Origin of the sequence: Streptomyces sp. NPDC102402 (genome assembly GCF_044765765.1) — a bacterium.
In the GTDB taxonomy this organism is placed as follows: Bacteria; Actinomycetota; Actinomycetes; order Streptomycetales; family Streptomycetaceae; genus Streptomyces.
Genome location: NZ_JBIWKR010000004.1, coordinates 232,510 through 255,543, shown reverse-complemented (window position 1 = coordinate 255,543; position 23,034 = coordinate 232,510). Strand labels below are relative to the sequence as shown.

Annotated in this window: 22 protein-coding genes; 13 read left to right on the top strand and 9 right to left on the bottom strand. The window is 71.9% G+C overall.

Translation table 11 applies throughout. The annotated features are described in order from the left end of the window. Positions 1-76 precede the first annotated feature (76 nt). The gene (locus ACIRJR_RS14935; protein ID WP_403779368.1) at positions 77-2,461 is read right to left on the bottom strand and encodes an ATP-binding cassette domain-containing protein; all 2,385 of its coding nucleotides are present in this window, start codon (positions 2,459-2,461) and stop codon (positions 77-79) included. A 390-nt stretch (positions 2,462-2,851) separates the two neighbouring features. Here ACIRJR_RS14935 and ACIRJR_RS14930 point away from each other — a divergent pair, with 390 nt between their 5' ends. Together ACIRJR_RS14930 and ACIRJR_RS14925 are read left to right on the top strand one after the other, a co-directional pair. Beyond that, positions 2,852-3,346: a DUF6325 family protein gene (locus tag ACIRJR_RS14930; RefSeq protein ID WP_403779365.1), complete on the top strand. Its 495-nt coding sequence runs from the start codon at positions 2,852-2,854 to the stop codon at positions 3,344-3,346. Positions 3,347-3,447: 101 nt separating this feature from the next. Continuing rightward, on the top strand, positions 3,448-4,245 hold the full coding sequence (locus ACIRJR_RS14925; protein ID WP_403779362.1) for a tyrosine-protein phosphatase: 798 nt from the start codon (positions 3,448-3,450) through the stop codon (positions 4,243-4,245). 88 nt (positions 4,246-4,333) lie between these two features. Here the strand turns inward: ACIRJR_RS14925 and ACIRJR_RS14920 are convergent, their stop codons facing one another. Together ACIRJR_RS14920 and ACIRJR_RS14915 are read right to left on the bottom strand one after the other, a co-directional pair. After that, the gene (locus tag ACIRJR_RS14920; protein WP_403779359.1) at positions 4,334-4,951 is read right to left on the bottom strand and encodes a hypothetical protein; all 618 of its coding nucleotides are present in this window, start codon (positions 4,949-4,951) and stop codon (positions 4,334-4,336) included. Continuing rightward, entirely contained in the window at positions 4,948-5,523 is a 576-nt protein-coding gene (locus tag ACIRJR_RS14915) for a hypothetical protein (protein WP_403779356.1), read from the bottom strand. Before ACIRJR_RS14915 ends, ACIRJR_RS14920 begins: the two co-directional genes overlap by 4 nt. A 351-nt stretch (positions 5,524-5,874) precedes the next feature. Here ACIRJR_RS14915 and ACIRJR_RS14910 point away from each other — a divergent pair, with 351 nt between their 5' ends. Next, positions 5,875-6,357 carry a GNAT family N-acetyltransferase gene (locus ACIRJR_RS14910; RefSeq protein ID WP_403779353.1) on the top strand — a complete coding sequence of 161 codons (483 nt, stop codon included), beginning with the start codon at positions 5,875-5,877 and terminating at the stop codon, positions 6,355-6,357. Positions 6,358-6,411: 54 nt separating this feature from the next. On the opposite strand, the gene ACIRJR_RS14905 is transcribed toward ACIRJR_RS14910, so the two are convergent. Beyond that, the gene (locus ACIRJR_RS14905; RefSeq protein WP_403779350.1) at positions 6,412-6,798 is read right to left on the bottom strand and encodes a VOC family protein; all 387 of its coding nucleotides are present in this window, start codon (positions 6,796-6,798) and stop codon (positions 6,412-6,414) included. 290 nt (positions 6,799-7,088) lie between these two features. Here ACIRJR_RS14905 and ACIRJR_RS14900 point away from each other — a divergent pair, with 290 nt between their 5' ends. After that, positions 7,089-7,664 carry a DUF6328 family protein gene (locus tag ACIRJR_RS14900; protein WP_403779347.1) on the top strand — a complete coding sequence of 192 codons (576 nt, stop codon included), beginning with the start codon at positions 7,089-7,091 and terminating at the stop codon, positions 7,662-7,664. Between the two features lie 4 nt (positions 7,665-7,668). Here the strand turns inward: ACIRJR_RS14900 and ACIRJR_RS14895 are convergent, their stop codons facing one another. The 3 genes from ACIRJR_RS14895 to ACIRJR_RS14885 all read right to left on the bottom strand — a co-directional run bounded on the left by ACIRJR_RS14895 (position 7,669) and on the right by ACIRJR_RS14885 (position 9,981). Further along, on the bottom strand, positions 7,669-8,496 hold the full coding sequence (locus ACIRJR_RS14895) for a VOC family protein (protein WP_403779344.1): 828 nt from the start codon (positions 8,494-8,496) through the stop codon (positions 7,669-7,671). A gap of 108 nt (positions 8,497-8,604) precedes the next feature. Continuing rightward, positions 8,605-9,519: a cation diffusion facilitator family transporter gene (locus ACIRJR_RS14890; RefSeq protein ID WP_403779341.1), complete on the bottom strand. Its 915-nt coding sequence runs from the start codon at positions 9,517-9,519 to the stop codon at positions 8,605-8,607. Positions 9,520-9,642: 123 nt separating this feature from the next. Further along, the gene (locus ACIRJR_RS14885; RefSeq protein ID WP_403779338.1) at positions 9,643-9,981 is read right to left on the bottom strand and encodes a DUF6479 family protein; all 339 of its coding nucleotides are present in this window, start codon (positions 9,979-9,981) and stop codon (positions 9,643-9,645) included. A 573-nt stretch (positions 9,982-10,554) separates the two neighbouring features. On the opposite strand from ACIRJR_RS14885, the gene ACIRJR_RS14880 reads away from it, so the two are divergent. From ACIRJR_RS14880 to ACIRJR_RS14850, 7 genes are all read left to right on the top strand, one after another. Continuing rightward, entirely contained in the window at positions 10,555-10,950 is a 396-nt protein-coding gene (locus ACIRJR_RS14880) for a hypothetical protein (protein ID WP_403779335.1), read from the top strand. Between the two features lie 34 nt (positions 10,951-10,984). Then, positions 10,985-11,557 (top strand): 2Fe-2S iron-sulfur cluster-binding protein, encoded by a 573-nt coding sequence (locus tag ACIRJR_RS14875; protein WP_403779332.1) that lies wholly within the window; start codon positions 10,985-10,987, stop codon positions 11,555-11,557. Next, a complete protein-coding gene (locus ACIRJR_RS14870) occupies positions 11,554-12,549 on the top strand; it encodes an FAD binding domain-containing protein (protein WP_403779329.1) in 996 nt (331 codons plus the stop codon). The genes ACIRJR_RS14875 and ACIRJR_RS14870 overlap by 4 nt, the downstream gene beginning before the upstream one ends. A 30-nt stretch (positions 12,550-12,579) precedes the next feature. Continuing rightward, positions 12,580-14,676 (top strand): xanthine dehydrogenase family protein molybdopterin-binding subunit, encoded by a 2,097-nt coding sequence (locus tag ACIRJR_RS14865; protein ID WP_403779326.1) that lies wholly within the window; start codon positions 12,580-12,582, stop codon positions 14,674-14,676. A 153-nt stretch (positions 14,677-14,829) separates the two neighbouring features. After that, complete coding sequence (locus ACIRJR_RS14860; RefSeq protein WP_403779323.1) at positions 14,830-15,327, top strand: ATP-binding protein; 498 nt, start codon at positions 14,830-14,832, stop codon at positions 15,325-15,327. A gap of 144 nt (positions 15,328-15,471) precedes the next feature. Continuing rightward, entirely contained in the window at positions 15,472-16,878 is a 1,407-nt protein-coding gene (locus tag ACIRJR_RS14855) for an NADP-dependent succinic semialdehyde dehydrogenase (RefSeq protein ID WP_403779320.1), read from the top strand. 22 nt (positions 16,879-16,900) lie between these two features. After that, positions 16,901-19,288, top strand: a complete 2,388-nt coding sequence (locus ACIRJR_RS14850) for a phosphoketolase (protein WP_403779317.1) — start codon at positions 16,901-16,903, stop codon at positions 19,286-19,288. Positions 19,289-19,360: 72 nt separating this feature from the next. Here the strand turns inward: ACIRJR_RS14850 and ACIRJR_RS14845 are convergent, their stop codons facing one another. Then, positions 19,361-19,768 carry a hypothetical protein gene (locus ACIRJR_RS14845; protein ID WP_403779314.1) on the bottom strand — a complete coding sequence of 136 codons (408 nt, stop codon included), beginning with the start codon at positions 19,766-19,768 and terminating at the stop codon, positions 19,361-19,363. 111 nt (positions 19,769-19,879) lie between these two features. Further along, positions 19,880-20,995: a chemotaxis protein gene (locus ACIRJR_RS14840; RefSeq protein ID WP_403779311.1), complete on the bottom strand. Its 1,116-nt coding sequence runs from the start codon at positions 20,993-20,995 to the stop codon at positions 19,880-19,882. Positions 20,996-21,132: 137 nt separating this feature from the next. Between ACIRJR_RS14840 and ACIRJR_RS14835 the strand changes: the two genes are divergently transcribed. Further along, positions 21,133-21,627 (top strand): DUF1269 domain-containing protein, encoded by a 495-nt coding sequence (locus tag ACIRJR_RS14835; protein WP_403779308.1) that lies wholly within the window; start codon positions 21,133-21,135, stop codon positions 21,625-21,627. 52 nt (positions 21,628-21,679) lie between these two features. Further along, complete coding sequence (gene glsA, locus ACIRJR_RS14830) at positions 21,680-23,032, top strand: glutaminase A (protein ID WP_403779305.1); 1,353 nt, start codon at positions 21,680-21,682, stop codon at positions 23,030-23,032. Positions 23,033-23,034: the final 2 nt, after the last annotated feature.

Here is a 23,034-nt window from a genome sequence, read left to right as displayed (position 1 = left end):
CCTTGTCCTCCGACGTGCCAGGGGGTGAGCCCGACACCGGACGCGCGGTCCGGCGTCGGGCTGTCCTGTCCTCGGGTCAGCCGCCGACGTAGGCCGCGAGGTGCTCACCCGTGAGGGTGGAGCGGTCAGCGACGAGATCGGCCGGTGTGCCCTCGAAGACGATCCGGCCTCCGTCGTGTCCGGCGCCCGGACCGAGATCGATGATCCAGTCGGCGTGCGCCATGACCGCCTGGTGATGCTCGACGACGATGACGGACTTGCCGGAGTCGACGAGCCGGTCCAGCAGGCCCAACAGCTGCTGGACATCGGCGAGATGGAGGCCCGCGGTCGGCTCGTCGAGGACGTAGACGCCGCCCTTCTCGGCCATGTGGGTGGCCAGCTTGAGCCGCTGACGCTCGCCGCCGGAGAGGGTGGTGAGCGGCTGGCCCAGGCGGAGGTAGCCGAGCCCCACGTCGGACAGCCGGCCGAGGACGCGTTGCGCCGCCGGAGTCTGCGCCTCACCGGCGCCGAAGAACTCCTCGGCCTCGGCCACCGACATCGCGAGTACCTCGCTGATGTCACGGCCGCCGAAGCGGTACTCCAGCACCGAGGGCTGGAACCGCTTGCCCTCGCACTCCTCGCAGACGCTGGCGACACCCGCCATCATCGCCAGGTCGGTGTAGATGACGCCGGCACCGTTGCAATGGGGGCAGGCGCCCTCGGAGTTGGCGCTGAACAGAGCGGGCTTCACGCCGTTGGCCTTCGCGAACGCCTTGCGGATCGGGTCGAGCAGCCCGGTGTACGTCGCCGGATTGCTGCGTCGCGAGCCCCGGATCGCGCCCTGGTCGACCGACACCACGTTCTCGCCGGGCGGGATCGACCCGTGCACGAGCGAGCTCTTGCCGGACCCCGCGACGCCGGTGACGACGGTGAGGACCCCCAAGGGCACGTCGACGTCGACGTCCCGCAGATTGTGCGCGGAGGCGCCGCGGATCTCCAGGGTGCCGGTGGGCTCGCGCACCGTCTCCTTGAGGGTGGCGCGGTCATCGAAGTGACGGCCGGTCACGGTGCCGCCGGCCCGCAGTCCCTCGACCGTGCCTTCGAAGCAGACGGTGCCGCCGGCCGTGCCCGCACCGGGCCCGAGGTCGACGATGTGGTCGGCGATCGAGATCGTCTCCGGCTTGTGCTCCACGACGAGCACCGTGTTGCCCTTGTCCCGCAGCCGCAGCAGGAGGTTGTTCATCCGCTGGATGTCATGGGGGTGCAGGCCGATGGTGGGTTCGTCGAAGACGTAGGTGACGTCGGTGAGCGAGGAGCCGAGGTGACGGATCATCTTGACGCGCTGGGACTCGCCGCCCGACAGCGTGCCCGCCGACCGGTCGAGCGACAGATAGCCGAGGCCGATCTCCACGAAGGAGTCGAGAGCGTGTCGCAGAGCGTCGATCAGGGGCGCCACGGACGGCTCGTCGAGGCCGTGGACCCACTCCGCCAGATCGCTGATCTGCATCGCGCAGGCGTCGGCGATGCTGATCTTCTTGATCTTCGAGGACCGCGCCGCCTCGCTGAGCCGGGTGCCCTCGCACTCCGGGCAGGTGGCGAAGGTGACCGCCCGTTCCACGAACGCGCGGATGTGCGGCTGCATCGCCTCCTTGTCCTTGGACAGGAACGACTTCTGGATCTTGGGGATCAGCCCTTCGTAGGTGAGGTTCACCCCCTCGACCTTGACCTTGGTCGGCTCCCGGTGGAGGAAGTCCTGCATCTCCCTCTTCGTGAACTCACTGATCGGCTTGTGGGGGTCGAGGAGGCCGGACTCCGCGTAGACCCGCACGGTCCAGAAGCTGTCCGACTTCCAGCCGGGGATCGTGAACGCGCCCTCGGCCAGCGACTTGGAGTCGTCGTAGAGCTGCGTGAGGTCGATGTCCGAGACCGTGCCCCGGCCCTCGCAGCGCGCGCACATGCCACCGGTGCGGCTGAAGGTCGCCTTCACCGTCTTCTTGTTCCCGCGCTCGACGGTGATCGCCCCGCTCGCGCGGACCGAGGGCACGTTGAAGGCGTACGCTCCGGGCGGGCCGATGTGCGGTGCGCCGAGGCGGCTGAAGAGGATGCGCAGCATCGCGTTGACGTCGGTCGCGGTGCCGACCGTGGAGCGCGGGTCGGCCCCCATGCGCTGCTGGTCGACGATGATCGCCGTCGTCAGTCCTTCGAGGACGTCGACCTCCGGCCGCGCCAGCGTCGGCATGAAGCCCTGGACGAAGGCGCTGTAGGTCTCGTTGATCATCCGCTGTGACTCCGCGGCGATCGTGCTGAACACCAGCGAGCTCTTGCCCGAGCCGGAGACGCCGGTGAACACCGTGAGCCGGCGCTTGGGGATCTCGACGCTGACGTCCTTCAGATTGTTCACACGCGCACCGTGGACGCGGATCAGGTCGTGACTGTCGGACAGCTGCGGCGCGGACGACCCCGTGCCCTTCCTCGTGGCCATGCTCGTGGTTTCTCCATCTGTTGGCGGCGCCGCCCTCGCGGCTCCCGTCGGCGTCGCCGGCGTGGTCGCGGCGACGGAGGCTGTACACCGGACCGGCCGTGCCGTCCGGGGGCGGAATCACCCGCGGGCCGGCCCGGGTGCTGTACGTCGCCGAAGACGCCGACGGAGCACCTGGATCGCTTGAATCCCCCGTACGTCACGCTACCGGGGGCGGAGGGCATCGGCTTCTCCATTCCTGACCGGTTGCCATGGATCCACGAAGGGCGGGGGAGCGGCCACCGGTGCGGAGCGAAGGGCCGGCACCTCTCCTGCCGGTATTTTTCACAGTGCGTCACTGATTGTCCGAAGTTATGCTGCTGTCGACCCAGAACCGCAGGGGAAGGACGCACCGTGGCCGTGGGACCCGTCGAGTACCTCGTCGTCACCTTTCCCGGCGGAAGCTTCGCCGAGGCGATCGCGCCCGTACTGGCCGAAGCCGTCGCCTCCGAAGCCGTACGCATCCTCGATCTCACCTTCGCCCGCAGAGCAGGAGGCGGCGCTCTCGAGGCCGTCGCGCTGCGGGAGATGGATCCTCAGGGGCTGGTGTCCTTCGAGCCGCCCGGCGACCGGCCCGCCGGGCTGCCCCGGATCGCGGATCTCGACGTGCTCGGCAGGCTGCCCGAGGAGGGCTCCGCCGCCCTGATCGTGTGGGAGGACCTCTGGTCGGTGCCTCTCACCCGAGCGGTCCAGGACGCGGGTGGCCTGCTCCTGGCGCACGAACGGGTCCCGGCGGACGGCGGGGACGACGTCATCACGCTCCTCGAGCGGCTCGCCGGCCTGAGGCAGCAGGGCGCCCTCACCGACGCGGAGTTCTCGGCGCAGAAGACGAGGATCCTCGCCGACTGATCCCGCCGGTGCCCCGGTACCTCACGTTCCCTTTGTCGATATTCGCACGCCGTGCGACGTTGATTCCGACCTGCAGTCTGTCGGGAAAGAGGCAGTTCATCGTGCAGACCGCCCGGGCCGTCCCCGCATCGACCGTCGTCAACCTGCGTGATCTGGGCGGTATCGCCCTGGGGCGCCACCGCCGCCTGAGGCAGGGAATCATTCTGCGCTCGGGCCAGCTCAGCGAGTTCGACGCGGAGCACGACATGGCGGTGGCGGCGCTCGGCATCCGCACCGTCGTCGATCTGCGTACAGCCGAGGAGCGCAAGTGGGCGCCCGACCGGCTCCCGACGGGTGCCAGGCTCTTCGTCGCCGACGTCCTCGGTGACAACCCGGGCGTGTCGCCGGCGCGGCTGAGGGCGCTGCTCAGCGACCCGGACGGAGCAGCCGCCCTTCTCGGTGGCGGGAGGGCGGAGGAGCTCTTCGCGCAGACGTACCGGAAGATGGTCCTCTCCCCGGGAGCCGCGGCCGCCTACCGCGCCTTCCTGGACACGGTCGCGGACCCGAGGGCGCGACCGCTGCTCTTCCACTGCGCGACGGGGAAGGACCGGACGGGCTGGGCGACGGCTCTGCTCCTGATGATGGCGGGCGCGTCGCGCGAGGTCGTGCGCGCGGAGTTCCTCGCCGTGAACCGGGCCGTCCGCGCGGCTTACGGGCCGGTCGTGCGGCGCTTCCTCGACGAGGGCGGGGACCCGGACATCGCCTCCGCCGTCATCGAGGCCCGTCCCCGATACCTCGAGGCGGCCCTGGACGCGATGGACGAACGGTGGGGCGGTCTGGACGGCTATCTGAGCAAGGCGCTGCGTCTCCCACCCGCTGTGGCCGAGAGGCTGCGCGCCGACCTGGCCGTCCCGGCCTGACGGTCCGTTCCCCCGCCCCGGAACGCGAACCGGCCCGGGGCCGCGTCGGGGGACGTGGCACCGGGCCGGTGTGCTGCGGGCGCACCGCTCAGATCTTCAGCAGCTGTTCGCTGATGTCGCGGTAGCGCTGGAGCGCTATCCGCAGTTCCTCGGTCTGGGCGTCGGTGTCCTGTTCCTGCCAGCTGGCGCGCAGGACCCGCCTGCGTTCCGTGAGGGCTTCGGTCAGGCCCGAGACGATCTGGTCGAACGTGCTGTCCGCCTCCTCGACAGCCCTGCGCGGGCTCTCGACGAAGTCGGTGACCGCCTGCTGCATGCGCTGCGCGAGCTTGTCCTGGTCGTCGTGGGAGACCAGGGGCCCTTCCGCGCCCGTGGTCCCGTGGTGACTCGTGCCCGTGGTCCCGTGGCGGCTCGTGCCGGTGGTCCCGTCGTGGCCCGTCCGCTCGGGATCGGGTACGGCGGGGGCCGTTCGCGGGGCGGGCGGGACGGCCGGATCGTCATGGCCCGTGCTCTTCGGCGTCAGGCCCCTGCCATCTCCTGAGGTGACCGCGGTGCTGTCTCCCGGTGCGACCCCGGCGGTGGTTCCGGAAGTCCTGGAAGTCCTGCCGGACGCGGTTCCGGGCGCCGCTGAGGGTGTGGCCGCCGTGCCGGTGCGCCGCGGCTCCTCGGCGGAGATCGGGTCGGTCGTGTGCTCGTTACGGTCGGTCATGCTGTTGCACTGCCTTTCGTCTCGTGCCGGTCCGTCGGGGCCGGCTCGTCCGGTGCGTCCGCGAGCAGTACGTCGAACAGCGCCCGGGACTCGATCAGGGCCTTCCGCATCTCCTCCGTGCCGCCCTGGCCGCGGACGGCCGTGTGCACCCTGCGGTAGCCGTCCACCTGGTGGGCGTGGTGGACGGAGAGGGCGGCCGTCTGCTCCTCGAAGCTCTCGCCGTCCGGGAAGCCCCGGTCGCGCGCCAACTGCGCCAGGAGCGCGTCGGCTTCGACGACCGCCTCCCTGGGGGAGTCGATGAACTGTTCCTGCACCTCGGCCCAGCGGCGGGCGTACGCCTCGCGGGCCTCCGCCGACAGCGGCCGCTCGGACAGCGAGCCGTGCAGTTTCACGCGCTCGGAGAGTTCGTGCTCGGCCGCCTTGGTGTCGCCGTCGTGACGGGCCACGGCGCGGTCGTACTCGGGTCCGAAGCGGCGCTGCAGCCGATGTCCGCCGGTCACGCGGCCGCGGAGGAGGAAGAAGGCGAGCGCTGCCACCAGGACGACGGCAACGATGATCACCACGGTCGTCATGGGCGGCGCTCCCGTCGGTTCGCGGTCGGTGCGTCGTGCTCTTCCACTCTCGTCAACCCCTTCCGGTTCGGGCCCGGTTCGGTGTGCCACCGGGCTGTCCGCACCAGCCGTGTACCCACTCGGCTCCGTTCAAGGCGGGGAAGCCCCCGGTATCCTGGAATGCGCCTGACCGGACGCTCCCGGCCCGGCACAGAGCCGCCCTAGTGGTGAGAGGGGCACGCGGTGACCGAGCGCAAACCCGCGGGGATCAGCTTCGAGACGTCGACGCGCTCGTGAGCCAGTGGCACGAGGGGCGGCACGGGCGCTGAGAGCGACGCGTGGTGCGTGACCGGCGTGCGTCATACTCGCCTCATGAGAGCGAGCGTCGCGGGCCGGGGCGGAGCGGTCCGTGTCAGGCGGGCGGTCGCGCGGGACGCCAGGCGCCTCACCCGCCTGGTCACCAGGTCGCGCGCCTACGAGGGTCCGTACGCGCCCATGGTGGAGGGGTACAGGGTCGGCCCGGACTACATCGAGGCCCACGCCGTCCATGTGGCCGTCGACGACGACGGCCGGGTGCTCGGGTTCTACGCCCTGGTCCTGTCCCCGCCGGAGCTCGACCTCATGTTCGTCGCCGACGACGCCCAGGGCCGGGGAATCGGCCGGCTCCTCATCGCCCACCTACGCGAGGAGGCACGCCGCGCCGGCCTGGACTCCGTACGCGTGATCGCGCACCCGCCGGCCGAGGGCTTCTACCTCGCTGTGGGCGCCGAACGCACCGGCACCGTGGCGGCCCGCCCGCCGGCGGTCATGTGGGACCGGCCCGACCTGGTCCTCCCGGTCGACGCCGGCCCCTGAGCCGGACGGCCCGGCCGCAAGCCGGCCGGGCCGTCCGAAGGTGCCGCGGTGCGGCTACGACCAGCCGCCGTACGGCCGGGTGATGAGTTCCATCCCGTGGCCGCTGGGATCCGGGAAGTACACCCCGCGCCCGCCGTCGTTGTGGTTGATCTCGCCGGGGTGCTTCTGGCGGGGATCGGCGTAGTAGGTGATCCCCCGTGCCTTGATCTGCTCGAAGGCGATGTCGAACTCCGCCTCCGAGACGAGGAAGGCGTAGTGCTGCACGGTGATGTCCGCGGCGGGAACGGTCGCGAAGTCCAGCGTGACGCCGTTCGCGAGGACGACCGGGATGAAGGGGCCCCATTCCGTTCCGACGGTGAGACCCAGCAGGTGCGCCAGGAACTCGGCGGACTCGCGGTTGTCGCGGCTGTGAACGATGGTGTGATTCAACTCGACTGACACTGTGGAATGCCTCCAACAGGCATCTCACGGGCTACCTCCACGCCTCACCCGGACGGTGACCGACGCGCGATGCCGTACGTCGATCTTAAGCGAGGTGTCACGGTCCGTCGAGGCTGGGGCCCGCGGCCGGCGCCGGGCGCCTGGCCCGGCCGCCCGGTGATGTGGTGGTTTCCCCGGCGGCTGCCACCATGGGGAGGGTGTCCCGCGGCTCCCCATGGACGCGGACGGCCAGGATTCATGTCGGCTTCGCGGGGAACCTGTACCAACTCGTACGAGGTGGGGAGGCATCGATGGGGCAGATACCCGCGGGCGGTGACGGCAAGGGGAGAGACCGGGCCGGGGAGAACCCGCGCAGCGGACGGCAGGAGACGGAGGAGGAGCGTGCGGACCGGCAGTGGGGCGACCTGCTCCAGGAACTCCGGGTCGCCCAGACCGGTGTCCAGATCCTGTTCGGCTTCCTGCTCGCCGTGGTCTTCCAGCCCCGCTTCTCCGACCTTTCCACCGTCGACCGGAACATCTACGTCGTGACCGTCATGCTGGGGTCCGCCACCGCGGCCGCGCTGATAGGGCCCGTGTCGTACCACCGCCTGCTCACGGGCCGCCGGATGAAGCCGCAGACGGTCATCTGGGCCTCCCGTCTGACCAAACTGGGGCTCGGCCTTCTCTTCTGCACGATGTGCAGCACGCTGCTGCTCATCCTGCGCGTGGCGCTGCACAACGTGGTGGCCCTGTGGCTGGTCGGGGCGATGGCGCTGTGGTTCCTGGTCTGCTGGTTCGTGTTCCCGCTGTGGGCCATCGCCCGCGGCCCGGGCAGCCGGCCGGACGACGGGGACCCGGACACCGAGGGCCCGGGCCCGCGCCCCTGACCGGTCAGTCGTCGTCCGCGTCCTCGGGGCTCCGTACGTCCGTCACGGTGAACAGTCCGCCGTCGGGGTCCCGCAGCGTCGCCTCGCTGCCGTGCTGCACCGTACGCCGCTCCATGAGGGTCCCGCCGCCGCGCTCCGCGGCGAGGACAGTCGCGCCCACGTCGGCCACCGGGAACTGGACCTGCCAGTGGGGCCGCACCTGCGGGTCCGGTGCCGCTTCCACGGCACCGGAGCTGATCCGGGCCAGGGGGCGGCCGTTGCAGCGCACGAGTACCTCCTCCTTCACGTACGCCACCTCGCACCCGCCCGGCTCCCCGCTCTCCCAGCCGAGGACCTCGCCGTAGAAGATCGCGGCGTCGAAGGCGTCCCTGGTGCGCAGCCGCAGCCACGCGTGCGCCCGGTTCCCGGAAGGTGCGAGGGTGGCCGCGCGACCGGTCCACTCCCAGACGCCGAACGACGCGCCGTCCCGGTCGGCGGCCAGGACGGCGCGGCCCTGTCCGACGGTCAGCGGGCCCACGCCCACGGTTCCGCTGCGTTCGCGGATGCGGTCGGACACGACGTCCGCGTCCCGGACGGAGAAGTACGGCATCCAGGCGACTGCCACCTGGTAGGCGGACGCGACGGCGCCGATGCCCGCCACGGGTACGCCCTCGGAGCGCGCCATCACGAATTCCCTGCCCAGCGGTCCCGGGCGGAAGGTCCAGCCGAGAACAGCGCTGTAGAAGCGCTGCGCGTCCTCCAGGTCACGGGTCACGAGGTGGACCCAGCACGGAGCGCTCGCACCGCTCAGCACCGCCGGTTCCGGCGCGGTCCGCGGATCGCCAGTAGTCATGGTTGGTCCCACTGCCTTGTCGGTTCCGCGGCATGACTTCTTCGGTGCCGCGCGGCCAGGACCAGCCTCATGCGCGCCGGTGACTCCCGCAACACGCGGCAGCCGCGATCACACCCCGCCCCGCGGCGGCGCGTTCGTGATGTCCAGGAAGACGTGCTCCGCCTCCGGCCAGCTCCGGGCGATCGACAGCTTGATCCGGACGGAGACCCGCTCGACCTCCTCGCTGTCGATGCCCGGTGCCAGATCGACCCTGGCCGCCACCAGTACCGAGTCGAGGCCCAGGCCCATGGTGAACAGGGCCGCGACGTTGTCGATCTCGGCCTGGGCCGTGAGCAGCTCCTCCACACCCCGGCGCAGCTCCGGATCGGCGGACTCCCCGATCAGCCGGTCACGGGCGTCCCTGCCGAGCCGGAAGGCGACGTAGACCAGCAGCAGGCCGATCCCCAGGGAGGCCGAGGCCTCCCACACGACGTCTCCCGTGACCAGGTGCAGCACCATCCCCGCCATGGCCAGCAGCACCCCCAGTACGGCCGTGCTGTCCTCGGCGATGACCGTCCGAAGCGCCGGGTCGCGTGCGGCGCCCTTCTCCCGGCGGAGCTGCAGCAGGGCGCGGACCAGCGAGCCGCCTTCGGCGAGGAAGGCCACCGCGAGGACGACGAGGCCCACCGTGTACCCGTCGGGTGACTCCTGCTCGTCGCTGCTCAGCGCCTCGAAGCCCTGGAAGAAGGAGAAGCAGCCGCCGACCACGAAGATGCCCACGGCGGCGAGGAGCGACCAGAAGTAGCGCTCCTTGCCGTACCCGAAGGGGTGGCGGGCGTCGGGAGGACGATGGCTGCGCCGCAGCGCGGCCAGCAGGAAGACCTCGTTCACGCTGTCCGCCACGGAGTGCGCGGCCTCGGACAGAAGGGCGGGGGACCCCGAGACGAGTCCCCCCGCGGTCTTGGCCGCCGCGATCACGAGATTGGCGGCGAGGGCGACCAGGACGGTGATGCGGGTTCTGCGGTCGGACTCGGGCTGGTTCATATACCCCCCGGCTTCATGTTCCTCCGATCGACGGTGAGGGACGGACGGCGCGGAAGCAGCCGCCCGGCCCCGTGAACGGACGGGCTCGGGCGGCTGGTCGACTCCGGCCTGAAGCGCGCTTCGTCACTCGCGCCGGTTGTCGTCCTCCGGCGGCGGGATCACCTCGTTACCGCGGTCGCTCAGCTCGTACGGGGTCATCGCCCGGCCGTCCTCCGGGAAGCTGTCCGGGTGGTGCCTGCCGCTCTCCTGGATCTCCGTCCGGTGCTCCGGACGCGGCGGCTGCTCCTCCGGGCGCGGGGGCGGCGACTCCTTGTCCCGGCGCCGCATCCCGAACCAGAAGCCACCGATCAGCAGGATCACCACGGCAAGTCCGGCGACGCCGACGATCACACCCACCGCGCCCGGCCCGTCGTCGGCGAGGATGGCGGCGAGTGAGTCCCTTGCTCCGTTCGTTACGTCCATGCTTGGCGCATACCCCGGGGAATCGATCACAGACAGCCGTCGGCATGAATTCATGTTTTATGGCGACGTAACGGTAAATATGTTTCATATGATCGATTTCCCTCCTGTCGGCGCCGCGCGATGCGCCCGGGCAGCCGAGGGAAGGCCGACACCACACGTTTCCCCGCCGCAGGCCGGGTACGAGATCTTTCGCGGGCCCGCTCGTCCGGGCGTCGCTCGTGTCGCCGACGCGGAGCTGTGGGGTGAGCCTTGAGGGAGCCCCCGGACCGCTGAAGGGAACGCGATGGGACCAGGAACTCCCCCCGGCCGCCGGCCGGTGCGCCGGCACCCTCCCGCCGTTGATCCTCCCGGCAGGGGGGAGAGCCGTCGGCGGCGCGGGGGGCGTGTGCCGCGCGGACGTGCCCCGGTGCCGCCGACGCGGAGAACCAGGAGGCCCGCCGACGAGCGGCAGGCGGCATCCGCCCGCACACGCTCAGGGCCCCCTCGCCTCCGTGGAAGGCCCCCGTCACACGATCGGCCCCAGGGGGAGGTCAGCGAGCGGCGCTCAGGCATCCCCAGCGAAAGGAATCCAGGGTGAACAGCACGCAGGAGCAGACGCAGGAACACCAGGAGAGCGGCGATGTCGTGGTGGCGGTGACAGGCTGCCCGAAGGAGGACGCACGCACCGTGTTCGACGTGCTGCGCCGCTCGTTCGCCTCCGACCGTCCGGCGAGCGACGCGCCCGAGGAGGCGTCGGACACCCGCCCCACGGTGTGGACGGCGACCGTCGACGTCTCCGAGGCGAAGCCCGGCCCCGGCCCCGCGCGGCTCTCCGCGCCGGTGATGGTCGAGGCACAGGGCGGTTACTGGGCGGTCGACCGTCTCCGCACACACCTCGCGGACGCCTTCAGCGTCCGGCTCGTCGGTACGGCGGCCGGCGACCAGGAGCAGGAGATCCGCCTGCGGCTGGAGAGCCACCGCCCCGCGTGACGACCGCACCACACGACCCGGAAGGTACGCGTACATGGATGCCACCCCGGGGACCGTCGACGCGGAAGCGGCGCAGGCGCCGGCTCCCGACGACCGTTCCACCTTCACTCTGCACGTCAACGGCACGGCGAGGACCCTGACGCTGGATCACCGCACCACCGTGCTGGACGCGCTGCGCGAGCATCTCGGACTCACCGGCACCAAGAAGGGCTGCGACCACGGCCAGTGCGGAGCCTGCACCGTCCTCGTCGACGGCCGGCGCGCCAACAGCTGCCTCCTGCTCGCCGTCGCGCAGCAGGACGCCCACGTGACCACCGTCGAAGGGCTGGCCGACGGCGACCGGCTGCATCCGCTGCAGGCCGCCTTCCTGGAGCGGGACGCGCTCCAGTGCGGCTACTGCACCCCCGGGCAGATCTGCTCGGCGGTCGGCATGCTCGCCGAGGCGGCGGATGGCTTCCCGTCCCACGCCACCCCTGCGGCGGCCCTCGCCGCCGAAGGGCCGGCCCCGCTCGACGCAGACGAGATCCGCGAGCGGATGAGCGGCAACCTCTGCCGGTGCGGTGCCTACCCCCACATCGTCGAGGCGATCGAGGACGTGGCCCCGTGAAGCCCTTCGCCTATCTGCGCCCCGGAACCGTGGCCGAAGCCGTCCGCGCCGGCGCCGGGCACCCCGGCGCACGGTTCCTCGGCGGCGGGACCAACCTCGTCGACCTGATGAAGCTCGGTGTCGAGTCGCCGGGCCTGCTCATCGACGTCAGCCGCCTGCCCCTGGACCGGGTGGCACGGACGGACGACGGCGGCCTCCGGATCGGCGCGACCGTGCGCAACAGCGACCTGGCCGCCCACCCCGACGTACGCCGCGGCTACCCGGCCCTGACGCAGGCCCTGCTGGCCGGGGCCTCCGGTCAGCTCCGCAACACCGCCACCACCGGCGGGAATCTGCTCCAGCGCACCCGGTGCCCGTACTTCCAGGACGTGTCCAAGCCCTGCAACAAGCGGATCCCCGGCTCGGGCTGCCCGGCCCGTGAGGGAGCCCACCGCGACCTCGCGGTGCTCGGCCACTCGCAGGACTGCGTCGCCACCAACCCCTCGGACATGGCGGTGGCCCTCGCGGCCCTCGACGCCACCGTCCAGCTGCACGGACCCGAGGGGGAGCGGACCGTGCCCGTGACCGACTTCCACCGGCTGCCCGGCGACAACCCCGACCAGGACACGGTGATCCGCCCGGGTGAGCTGATCACCGAGGTGGTGCTCCCTCCGCCCGCCGCCGGCGCCGTCTCCCTGTACCGCAAGGCGAGGGACCGTGCCTCCTACGCCTTCGCCCTGGCCTCCGTCGCGGCCGTGCTGGGCGTGCGTGACGGCCGTGTCGACCGGGTCGCACTCGCCTTCGGGGGGCTCGCGCACCGGCCGTGGCGCGCCCGGGTGGCCGAGGACCTGCTGCGCGGGGCGCACGCCACCGAGGACGCGTTCGTGCGGGCCGTGGACGCCGAACTCGCAGCCGCCAGGCCCCTGCGCGACAACGGCTTCAAGGTGGACCTCGCCCGTCGGCTGGCCGTGGACGCCCTCACCGGACTCACCGCCCGGACCGCACCCGCCTGACCCGCCCCCGAGGAACCGAGGACTTCCGTCATGAGCGACTCACCCCAGGTACTGGGCGCGCCCGTCGTCCGCCGTGAGGGCCGGGACAAGGTCACCGGCACCGCCCGCTACGCCGCGGAACACACCGCGCCCGGCTGTCTCTACGGCTGGGTCGTCCCCGCCACCGTCGCGAGCGGACGCGTCACCGCGATCCGTACCGCCGACGCGCTCGCCGTGCCCGGGGTGCACACCGTGCTGACCCACGACAACGCGCCGCGGCTGAACGAGCCCGACGACCCGATCCTCGCCGTGCTCCAGGACGACCGGGTGCCGCACCGCGGCTGGCCCGTCGCCCTCGTCGTCGCCGGGAGCCCGGAGGCCGCGCGGGCCGGCGCGGCGGCCGTGCACGTCGAGTACGTCACCACCGGGCACGACGTGGTCCTCACCGGGGACCACCCGGCGCTCTACACACCGGAGGAGGCCAACGGCGGCCACCCCGGCCTGCGCGAACGGGGCGACGCCATGCGGGCGTTCGACGCCGCACCCGTGCGGATCGACGCCGTCTACACCCTCCACCCGCTGCACAACCACCCCATGGAACCGCATGCCTCCACCGCCCTGTGGGCCGACGGGCACCTGACCGTCCACGACTCCAGTCAGGGCTCGACCGCCGTGCGCGACTCCCTCGCCCAGGCCCTCGGGCTCGACCGTGGCAGCATCACGGTCGTCTCCGAACACGTCGGTGGCGGCTTCGGGTCGAAGGGCACCCCGCGCCCCCAGGCCGTCCTGGCCGCGATGGCCGCACGGCACACCGGACTCCCGGTCCAGATCGCCCTGCCCCGGCGGTACATGGCGTCGATCGTCGGTCACCGCGCGCCCACCCTGCAGCGGGTGCGCCTCGGCGCCGACCGGGACGGTGTCCTCTCCAGCGTCTCCCACGAGATCGTCACGCAGACCTCCCGGATCAAGGAGTTCGTCGAACAGGCCGCCGTACCCGCCCGGGTCATGTACGCCTCGCCCCACAGCCGCACCGAGCACCGGGTGGCGGCCCTGGACGTTCCCAGCCCGTCATGGATGCGGGCACCCGGGGAAGCGTCGGGCATGTACGCCCTGGAGTCGGCCATGGACGAACTGGCGTGCGCCCTCGGGCTCGATCCGGTGGAGCTGCGCCTGCGCAACGAACCGCGGACAGAACCCGACAGCGGGCGCCCCTTCAGCAGCCGCAACCTCGCGGCCTGCCTGACCGAGGGTGCCCGGCGCTTCGGCTGGTCCCTCCGCGACCCGCAGCCCGCCGTCCGTGAGGAAGGCCCCTGGCTGCTCGGCACCGGGGTCGCCTCGGCGACGTATCCCGTCCTCGTCTCGAAGTCCGTGGCCTCCGCCCAGGCCGCCCCGGACGGTTCCTACCGCATCCGGGTCAACGCCACCGACATCGGCACCGGCGCCCGCACCGTCCTCGCGCAGATCGCCGCCTCGGTCCTGGGGACGGCCCCCGAGAACGTACGGGTCGACATCGGCAGCAGCGACCTGCCCACCGCGTCCGTCGCGGGCGGCTCCTCGGGCACCGCCTCCTGGGGCTCCGCCGTGCACAAGGCCGCCACCGCGCTGGCGCACCGGGTCGCCGGGCACGCCGGGCCGCTCCCGCCGGAGGGCATCGCCGTGACAGCCGACACCGGTCAGGAGACCGCGCAGGAGTCCCCGTACGCACGCCACGCGTTCGGCGCGCACTTCGCCGAGGTGGCCGTCGACTCCCTCACCGGCGAGGTGCGGGTGCGCAGGCTCCTCGGAATGTACGCGGCCGGACGCATCCTCAACTCCCGTACAGCACGCTCCCAGTTCATCGGCGGCATGGTCATGGGCCTCGGCATGGCCCTCACCGAGGGCAGCACCGTGGACCCGGCCTTCGGAGACTTCACCGAGAGCGACCTGGCCTCCTACCACGTGCCGTCCTGCGCGGACGTCCCCGACATCCAGGCTCACTGGATCGACGAGGACGACCGGCACCTCAACCCGATGGGCAGCAAGGGCATCGGCGAGATCGGCATCGTCGGAACCGCTGCCGCGATCGGGAACGCCGTACGCCACGCCACCGGTGCCCGGCTGCGCGAACTGCCCCTCACCCCGGACAAACTCCTGCCCTACCTGCCGTGACACCCGGTGGCGGGCCCTCTCGGTTGCGCAACCGGCCCACCGGGGTCACCCTGATGAGTGACCCAGAAGTGACTACTGCTCACGCTTCGTGTTCGGGGGGCTGGTACGGACGGGGGTGAAGCACGTGAGCCCTTGCGGTGAGGAGCCTCGACGATGACCGTTCCACTCGACCGGCACTATCTGGTCGAACTGCACGTGTCGGCAGAGCGCATTTCCCAGCTGCGGCGCATAGTCGCCGCACACCTTCGTCACTGGAGTCTCGACCTGCACGTCCGGCCGGTGTGCCGGGCCGCCGAGGAGCTCCTGACGAACGTCCAGCGCCATGTCGGCGACGAGAAGCACTGCGTCGTCGAGCTCCGCTGGACCGGCCGGCACCTGACGGTGTCCGTGGCCGACGACGACTCCCGGATGCCCCGGCTGCTCGACGGCGGTGGCGGCGGCCTCAGCCGTGTCATGGCCCTGAGCGACAGCTGGGGCACCTGCCGGACGCCCGAAGGCAAAGTCGTGTGGTTCACGCGCTACGCCGAGACGCCGTGCACCACCGGACTGCTTCCGCGTACGCCGCTCCCGGGCGGCCTCACGTTCCTCGGCGGCCCCGCCGAGGACGGCGCGAGTGCCGGTGAGCGCACACCGGTGGCCGAACTGGTGTGACGGACAGCCCGGTGCCCGGCCCGGCCGGCGCGGACGGTGTGCCCCGGCACGCATGATCCGCGCCGGCCGGGTACGTGTGCGTGGGGGCCACTCGCGCGCCGCCGCACGGCGCGACGGTCGGACAACAGAGCAAGGAGGACTGCCATGCCCATCGCGACGGTCGATCCCGCGAACGGCGAGACACTCAGGACATTCGACGCCCTGGACGAGCAGGAGACCGAGCGCAGGCTCGCGGCCGCGCACCGGGCGTTCCGCGACTACCGCACCACGGACTTCGCCGAGCGCGCGCGCCTGCTGAACCGTGCCGCAGACCTCCTCGACGAGGACCAGCGGGACATCGCGCGCACCATGACCACCGAGATGGGCAAGCCGGTCAAGGCCGCCCGCGCCGAGGCCGCCAAGTGCGCCAAGGCGATGCGCTGGTACGCGGCCAACGCCGAACGCCTGCTGGCCGACGAGCACCCCGACGACACCGACGTCAAGGACTCCGGTGCCGCGCGTGCCCGGGTGCACTACAGGCCCCTGGGCGTCGTCCTCGCCGTGATGCCGTGGAACTTCCCGCTCTGGCAGGTCATGCGGTTCGCCGCACCGGCACTGATGGCGGGCAACACCGGTCTGCTCAAGCACGCCTCGAATGTGCCGCAGACCGCCCTGTACATCGAGGACCTGTTCGCCAGGGCCGGATTCCCCCGAGGCTGCTTCCAGACGCTCCTCATCGGCTCGGGCGCCGTCGAGGGGGTCCTGCGCGACCCCCGGGTCGCCGCGGCGACCCTCACCGGCAGCGAACCGGCCGGCCGGGCGGTCGCCTCGGTCGCGGGTGACGAGGTGAAGAAGACCGTGCTGGAGCTCGGCGGGAGCGACCCCTACCTCGTCCTGCCCTCGGCCGACGTCGAGAAGGCCGCAGGGACCGCGGTGACCGCCCGTGTGCAGAACAACGGCCAGTCCTGCATCGCGGCCAAGCGGTTCATCGTCCACGCCGACGTGTACGACGCGTTCGCCGAGCGGTTCACCGCGGGGATGCGCGCCCTGACCGTCGGCGACCCGCTGGAGGAGTCCACCGACGTGGGCCCGCTCTCCAGCGAACAGGGCCGCGCCGACCTGGAGGAACTCGTCGAGGACGCCCTCGCCGAGGGCGCCACAGCGCTGTGCGGCGGCGGGCGGCCCGAGGGCCTGGACCGCGGCTGGTTCTACGAGCCGACCGTGCTCACCGGGATCACCCCCGCCATGCGCATCCACCGCGAGGAGACCTTCGGCCCGGTGGCGACGCTCTACCGGGTCGCGGACCTGGACGAGGCCCTGGAGCTGGCCAACGACACCCCGTTCGGGCTCAGCTCCAACGTGTGGACGCGCGATGAGGGGGAGATGGACCGCTGTGTGCGCGACCTGGAGGCCGGCGGAGTCTTCTTCAACGGCATGACCGCCTCCCACCCCGCGCTGCCGTTCGGCGGGGTGAAGCGCTCCGGCTACGGACGGGAGCTGGCGGGACACGGCATCCGCGAATTCTGCAACGCGACCACCGTCTGGTACGGCCCCGACCCGGACGCCCGCTGAGTCCTGACCAGGGAGACGCCTCATGACCGATGCCCGAACACCGCCCGCGGCCTCCACCCTGTCCGGCACCGAGGTCGCGGCGCTCGACGCGCACTGGCGGGCCGCCAACTACCTGGCGGTCGGCCAGATCTACCTGATGGCCAACCCGCTCCTCGAGGAGCCGCTCGCCCCCGAGCACATCAAGCCCCGGCTGCTCGGACACTGGGGCACGTCACCCGGACTGAACCTGGTCCACACCCATCTCAACCGGGTCGTCAAGGCACGGAACCGGCAGGCGCTCTGTGTCTGGGGGCCGGGCCACGGCGGTCCCGCCGTCCTCGCCAACTCCTGGCTGGAGGGCAGCTACGCGGACACGTATCCCGATGTGAGCCGTGACCGCGCCGGAATGGGAGCCCTCTTCAAGCAGTTCTCCTTCCCCGGCGGGGTGCCCAGCCACGTCGCGCCGGAGACCCCGGGCTCCATCCACGAGGGCGGGGAGCTGGGCTACGCCCTCACCCACGCCTATGGCGCGGCCTTCGACCACCCGGACCTCCTGGTCGCCTGCGTCGTGGGCGACGGGGAGGCCGAGACGGGGCCCCTCGCCGCGTCCTGGCACTCCAACAAGTTCCTCGACCCCGTGCACGACGGAGCCGTCCTGCCGATCCTCCACCTCAACGGCTACAAGATCGCGAACCCGACGCTGCTCGCACGGCTTCCCGAGGACGAACTCGACGCGCTCCTGCGCGGATACGGCCACGACCCCCTCCACGTCGAGGGGGACGAGCCCGCCGCCGTCCACCGCGCCATGGCCGCCGCCATGGACCTCGCACTGGACCGCATCGGGGAGTACCAGCGCGCGGCCCGCACCGGGGGCGCGTCCGCACGTCCCCGCTGGCCGATGATCGTGCTGCGCACCCCCAAGGGCTGGACCGGGCCCGAAGACGTGGACGGCGTGCCCGTGGAGAACACCTGGCGCGCTCACCAGGTCCCGCTGCCCGGTGTCCGGGACAACCCCGACCACCTGCGCCAACTCGAGGCGTGGATGCGCTCCTACCGGCCCCAGGAACTCTTCGACGCCGAGGGCCGGCCCACCGCTCAGGTCCTGGACTGCGTCCCCGAGGGCACGGCACGGCTCGGCTCGACGCCGTACGCCAACGGCGGGCTGCTCCTGCGGGACCTGCCGCTTCCTCCCCTCGAGGAGCACGCCGTGCGGGTCGACAGGCCGGGGACGGTCCTGCACGAGCCCACCCGGATCCTGGGCGGGCTGCTCGCGGACGTCATGGCGGCCACCGCCGGCCGCAGGGACTTCCGTGTCGTGGGCCCCGACGAGACCGAGTCCAACCGCCTCGGAGCGCTCTACGGTGCGACCGGCAAGGCCTGGCAGGCGGAGATCCTGCCGACCGACGAGCACCTGGCCCGCGACGGCCGGGTGATGGAAGTGCTCTCGGAGCACCTGTGCCAGGGCTGGCTGGAGGGGTACCTCCTTACCGGACGCCACGGCCTGTTCTCCTCGTACGAGGCGTTCGCCCACATCGTCGACTCCATGGTCAACCAGCACATCAAGTGGCTGCGCACCTCCCGCCGGCTGCACTGGCGAGCTCCCGTGGCCTCACTGAACTACCTGCTCACCTCGCACGTATGGCGCCAGGACCACAACGGTTTCTCGCACCAGGACCCCGGCTTCGTCGACCACATCCTCAACAAGAGCCCCGAGGTCGTCCGGGTCTATCTGCCGCCGGACGCCAACACGCTGCTGTCCACCGCCGACCACGTGCTGCGCAGCCGCGACTACGTCAACGTGATCGTCGCCGGCAAGCAGCCCGGCTTCGACTGGCTCACCCTCGACGAGGCGCGCGCGCACTGCGCCCGGGGTGCCGGGGTGTGGGAATGGGCCGGAACGGAGGACGGCAGCCGCGAGCCCGACGTGGTGCTTGCGTGCGCCGGGGACGTACCCACGCTGGAGACGGTGGCGGCGGCCGGGCTGCTGCGGCGTCACCTCCCGGAGCTGGCCGTCCGCGTGGTCAACGTCGTCGACATGACCCGGCTGCTGCCGCACGGGGAGCACCCGCACGGAATGCCCGACGCGGAGTTCGACTCCGTGTTCACGCGGGACAAGCCGGTGATCTTCGCCTACCACGGCTATCCCTGGCTGGTGCACCGTCTCGCCTACCGGCGTGCGGTCCACGACCACCTGCACGTCCGGGGCTACAAGGAGGAGGGGACCACCACCACGCCGTTCGACATGGTGGTCCGCAACGACCTGGACCGCTACCGGCTGGTCATGGACGTGGTCGACCGCGTGCCCGGTCTGGGGGTCCGCGCCGCGGCGGTGCGGCAGACGATGGCGGATGCCCGTTCCCGCCACCACGAGTGGATCCGGGAGCACGGCACGGACCTGCCCGAGGTGGCCGACTGGACCTGGGAGGGCTGACCGGCTCTCCTCCCCACGCGCTTCGGCCGGCCCGCGAGGAAGCGGGCCGGCCGAAGCGCGTGGGGAGGACGCTCAGCTCACGATCGTGCGCACGACCGGCGAGACGGCCCCGCCGCCGACGATCCGGAGGACGTTCTCGCCCTTCATGCCCAGCTTCACGCGCAGGCTGTACGCGCCGCTGCCGGCGGTCTTCATCGTGGCGGGCAGCGACACCCAGTGCTTGCCCTGCTTCTGCTGCAGGGTGACGGGGGTGCCGGAACCGACGTTGCGGGCGGCGCCGTGGATGCGGAACTCCTCCCAGGCGGCCACGGTGCGCGCGGTCGCGTGCGCGGAGAGGGCCGGCCGCGATGCCAGGTCCTGCGCGCGCTCCCCGGACGGCGGTGCGGGGACACCGGACGACGCCGCGGCCCCGCCCACCGCGCCGGCCAGTGCCACCGCTGTCAGCAGGGCTGCCGCCGACGCGCGCCTGAATCGGTCCATGAATGGCTCTCCTTCGTGCACGACGTGATCTGTGAGATCAACGTGGTGAGATCGACTTCGGAGCGCCAAACCTAGACATACTTCACATAATCCTCACGTAGGGACACGCGGTCAGAAGCGCAGAACCGCTGCGAGCCGGCCATGTCCGGCAAGGGAGTCGTCGGCAACGAAGGCCACCTCGCAGCCGTTGTCCAGTGCCGCTTCGACGAGCTCGTCGACGATGTCCTCGCGCACCTGGCCGTCGGTGGCCGACGTGGTGTCCGGGCCGACCGGCTCCAGGTGGCCGTCGGTGACCCTGACCGTCTGCTCGAAGTGCTCCTCGACCGCGACCAGGCCTGCCCGGCCCTCCCGTACGGCCAGCCACACCTCGTCGAGCCCGCCCGCGAAGGACCGGCTGCTGTGGGCGTTGTCGAGCCTCTCCCGGATGCGGGCGGCGGCCTGCTCGCGCCAGTCCTCCAGTGCCGGGGCCAGTTCCTTGAGCAGCTCGGGCGGTGTCGTCTCCGCGGTCGTGCCCTTCGCGACCCTGCCGACGGCGGGCTTCGCGCTCTCGCCGACCTCGTCGAGCAGGGAGAGCGCGGGTGCGAGGCCGACCAGGAAGAGTGGACGCGGGTCCGCCGCCAGGACCGTGCGCAGCTTCTCGTCGACCGTGCGGAGGAAGTTGCGCGCGTCCTCGCTGCTGTAGGTGCTCGGAGTGTCGCCGATCCGCTCCTCGCGCTGGGGGTTGGGCGCCTCGTGCGGGGCCGTGAGCGGGAATCCGTTCCTCTTCTCGGGGCGCAGGCCGTCGTTGGTGCCCGAGAAGAGGGAGGCGTGCTCCGCGGAGAGGCTGAGCACCCAGAAGAGCTGTGCCCCGGCCTTGGCCGCGACCAGGTTGCGGGTGAGGTAGCTGTCGCTCAGGACCACTCGCTCGGGGGCGGTGCGAGGCAGTTGCCAGATCTGGTACTCGTCGGCGTCGGCGAGGATGACGAGGGACTCCAGGGCGCGGCGCTGGTCCACCTCGGCCGCCGCCCGGTCGAGCTGCGCCTTCACCGCGGCCCGGGTCTCGTCGCCGACGCGGGGGTCGGCGTCCAGCCGACTGCCCGCCTCGGCCACCAGGTTCCGAAGACGTACGACGTCCTGGGCGTTGTCCGGCGCCCTGCGGTGGGTCGGCATCGTGAGGGACAGGGCCGGATAGGGCCGGGTCGCGCGAAGTCTCTGCAACAGGTCCGGCGTCAGGGCGTCCGTATCCATCGTTCCCTCCCGGAGGGTTCGGGGTCCTCGGTGCTGAAGCCGCCCCGGGGTGCGGGGCGGGTCGTTCGACGAGTCAATTCATACCTTTTGATCCTAATATGGGCGAATTATTCCCTTCCTTGTCGGAGGTGCCTGCGATGTCCACGCTCACTGTGTGGAAGTTCCGGTCGGCCGAGGGCGCGGAGAGCGTGGAGACGGCCCTGAAGTCGCTCCAGAAGGAGGGACTGGTCAGGATCCTCGACGCCGCCGTCGTGACCTGGCCCGCCGAGCGTTCCAAGCCGAGGACGAAGCAGCTGGTCAACCTCGTCGGCGCCGGCGCCCTGAGCGGCACCTTCTGGGGGATGCTCTTCGGGCTCATCTTCCTGATGCCGCTGCTGGGCGCTGCCATCGGTGCCGCGGCCGGGGCGCTGGGCGGGAGGCTCGCGGACATCGGGATCGACGACGAGTTCATCGCCGAGGTCAAGGAGCAGGTGACCCCGGGGACGTCCGCGCTGTTCCTGCTCACCATGGACGAGGTGCCCAGCCGCATCAGCGAGTCGCTGCCCGGAGGCGGCGCCGAACTGCTGCACAGCAACCTCGACACGGAACGCGAGGCCAAGCTCCGCGAGATCTTCGGCGACGAGGCGGAGTGACGGGGGAGGCGTCGGTCCCCGCGTGCCCCGTGCGGCACCCGGTGGGCCGCCGGTGAGCGCGTCCGAGGCCGTGACGGACGCGCTGCGCGAGCTCCACCGGCGCTTCGCCGGCGTGCGTGAGGGCCGGCGGGCCGACTACATCCCGGAGCTGGCCGGTGCCGACCCCGACGACTTCGGGATCGCACTGGTCAGCATGGACGGACACACCTACAGCGCGGGCGCGGCGGACACCCCCTTCACCCTGCAGTCGGTCTCCAAGCCGTTCGTCTACGCCCTCGCGCTGGCCTCGCTCGGCCTCGACGAGGTGGGCCGCTGGGTGGGCGCCGAACCGAGCGGCGAGGCGTTCAACGCCATCAGCCTGGAACCGGGCACCGGGCGGCCCGCCAACGCGATGGTCAACGCCGGTGCCATCGTCACCACCGCCCTGGTCCCCGACAGCCGAGGGACTCCCGCGTTCGACCGTGTCCTGACCTGCCTCAGCCGGTTCGCCGGGCGGAAGCTGGACGTGGACGAGGGCGTGTACGCATCCGAGGCGGCGACCGGGGACCGCAACCGGGCGCTCGCCTATCTGATCCGCGGCACCGGGACGCTGCCCGTCGATCCGGTGGCCGCCGTGGACACCTACTTCCGGCAGTGCGCGGTGCGGGCCACCGCCGTCGACCTCGCGGTGATGGCCGCCACCCTGGCGCACGGCGGGGTCAACCCGGTCACCGGTGAGAAGGTCGTGTCCCCCGAGGTCGCGGCGCAGGTCCTCGCGGTGATGGCCACCTGCGGGATGTACGACGCCTCCGGTGACTGGCTGCTCCGGGTCGGCCTGCCCGCCAAGAGCGGGGTGTCGGGCGGTCTGATCGCCGCGGGGCCGGCCCGTTTCGGACTGGCCACCTACAGCCCCCTGCTGGACGCGGCGGGTACCTCGGTGCGCGGCCACGCGGCGCTCGGCGCGCTTTCCGAACGCCTCGGGCTCCACCTCATGAGGAACCCGGCGCTGCCGGGCTCCACCGTCACGCTGGTCACCACCGCGGACGTACTTCCCACGGCGCCGTCCGGGCAGCGGGTGCGTGCGTCGCGGGAGCGCGTGGGCGTCGTCGCGGCCCAGGGTGCCCTGGATTTCACGGCCGCCGAGCGCGTGCTGTACGCCCTGGACGAGTCGGGCCCCGAGCGGGCCGGTGCGGTGGTGCTCGACCTGCGTGAGGTGACGGGCGCCGATTCCGTCGCCCTGGCACTGCTGCACGCCGGCCTGTCCCGGCTCGCCCGGGAAGGACGGCGTGCGGCAGTGGTCGATCCCGGTGACCGCCTGGGGCCGCCGGACCTGGTCCGGGAGCGGACCGGCCAGGACCTGCCGCGCTTCGGCTCCCGTGAGGAGGCCGCCGCGCACTGCGCGGAGGTCGTGGCCGGAACGGACTGACC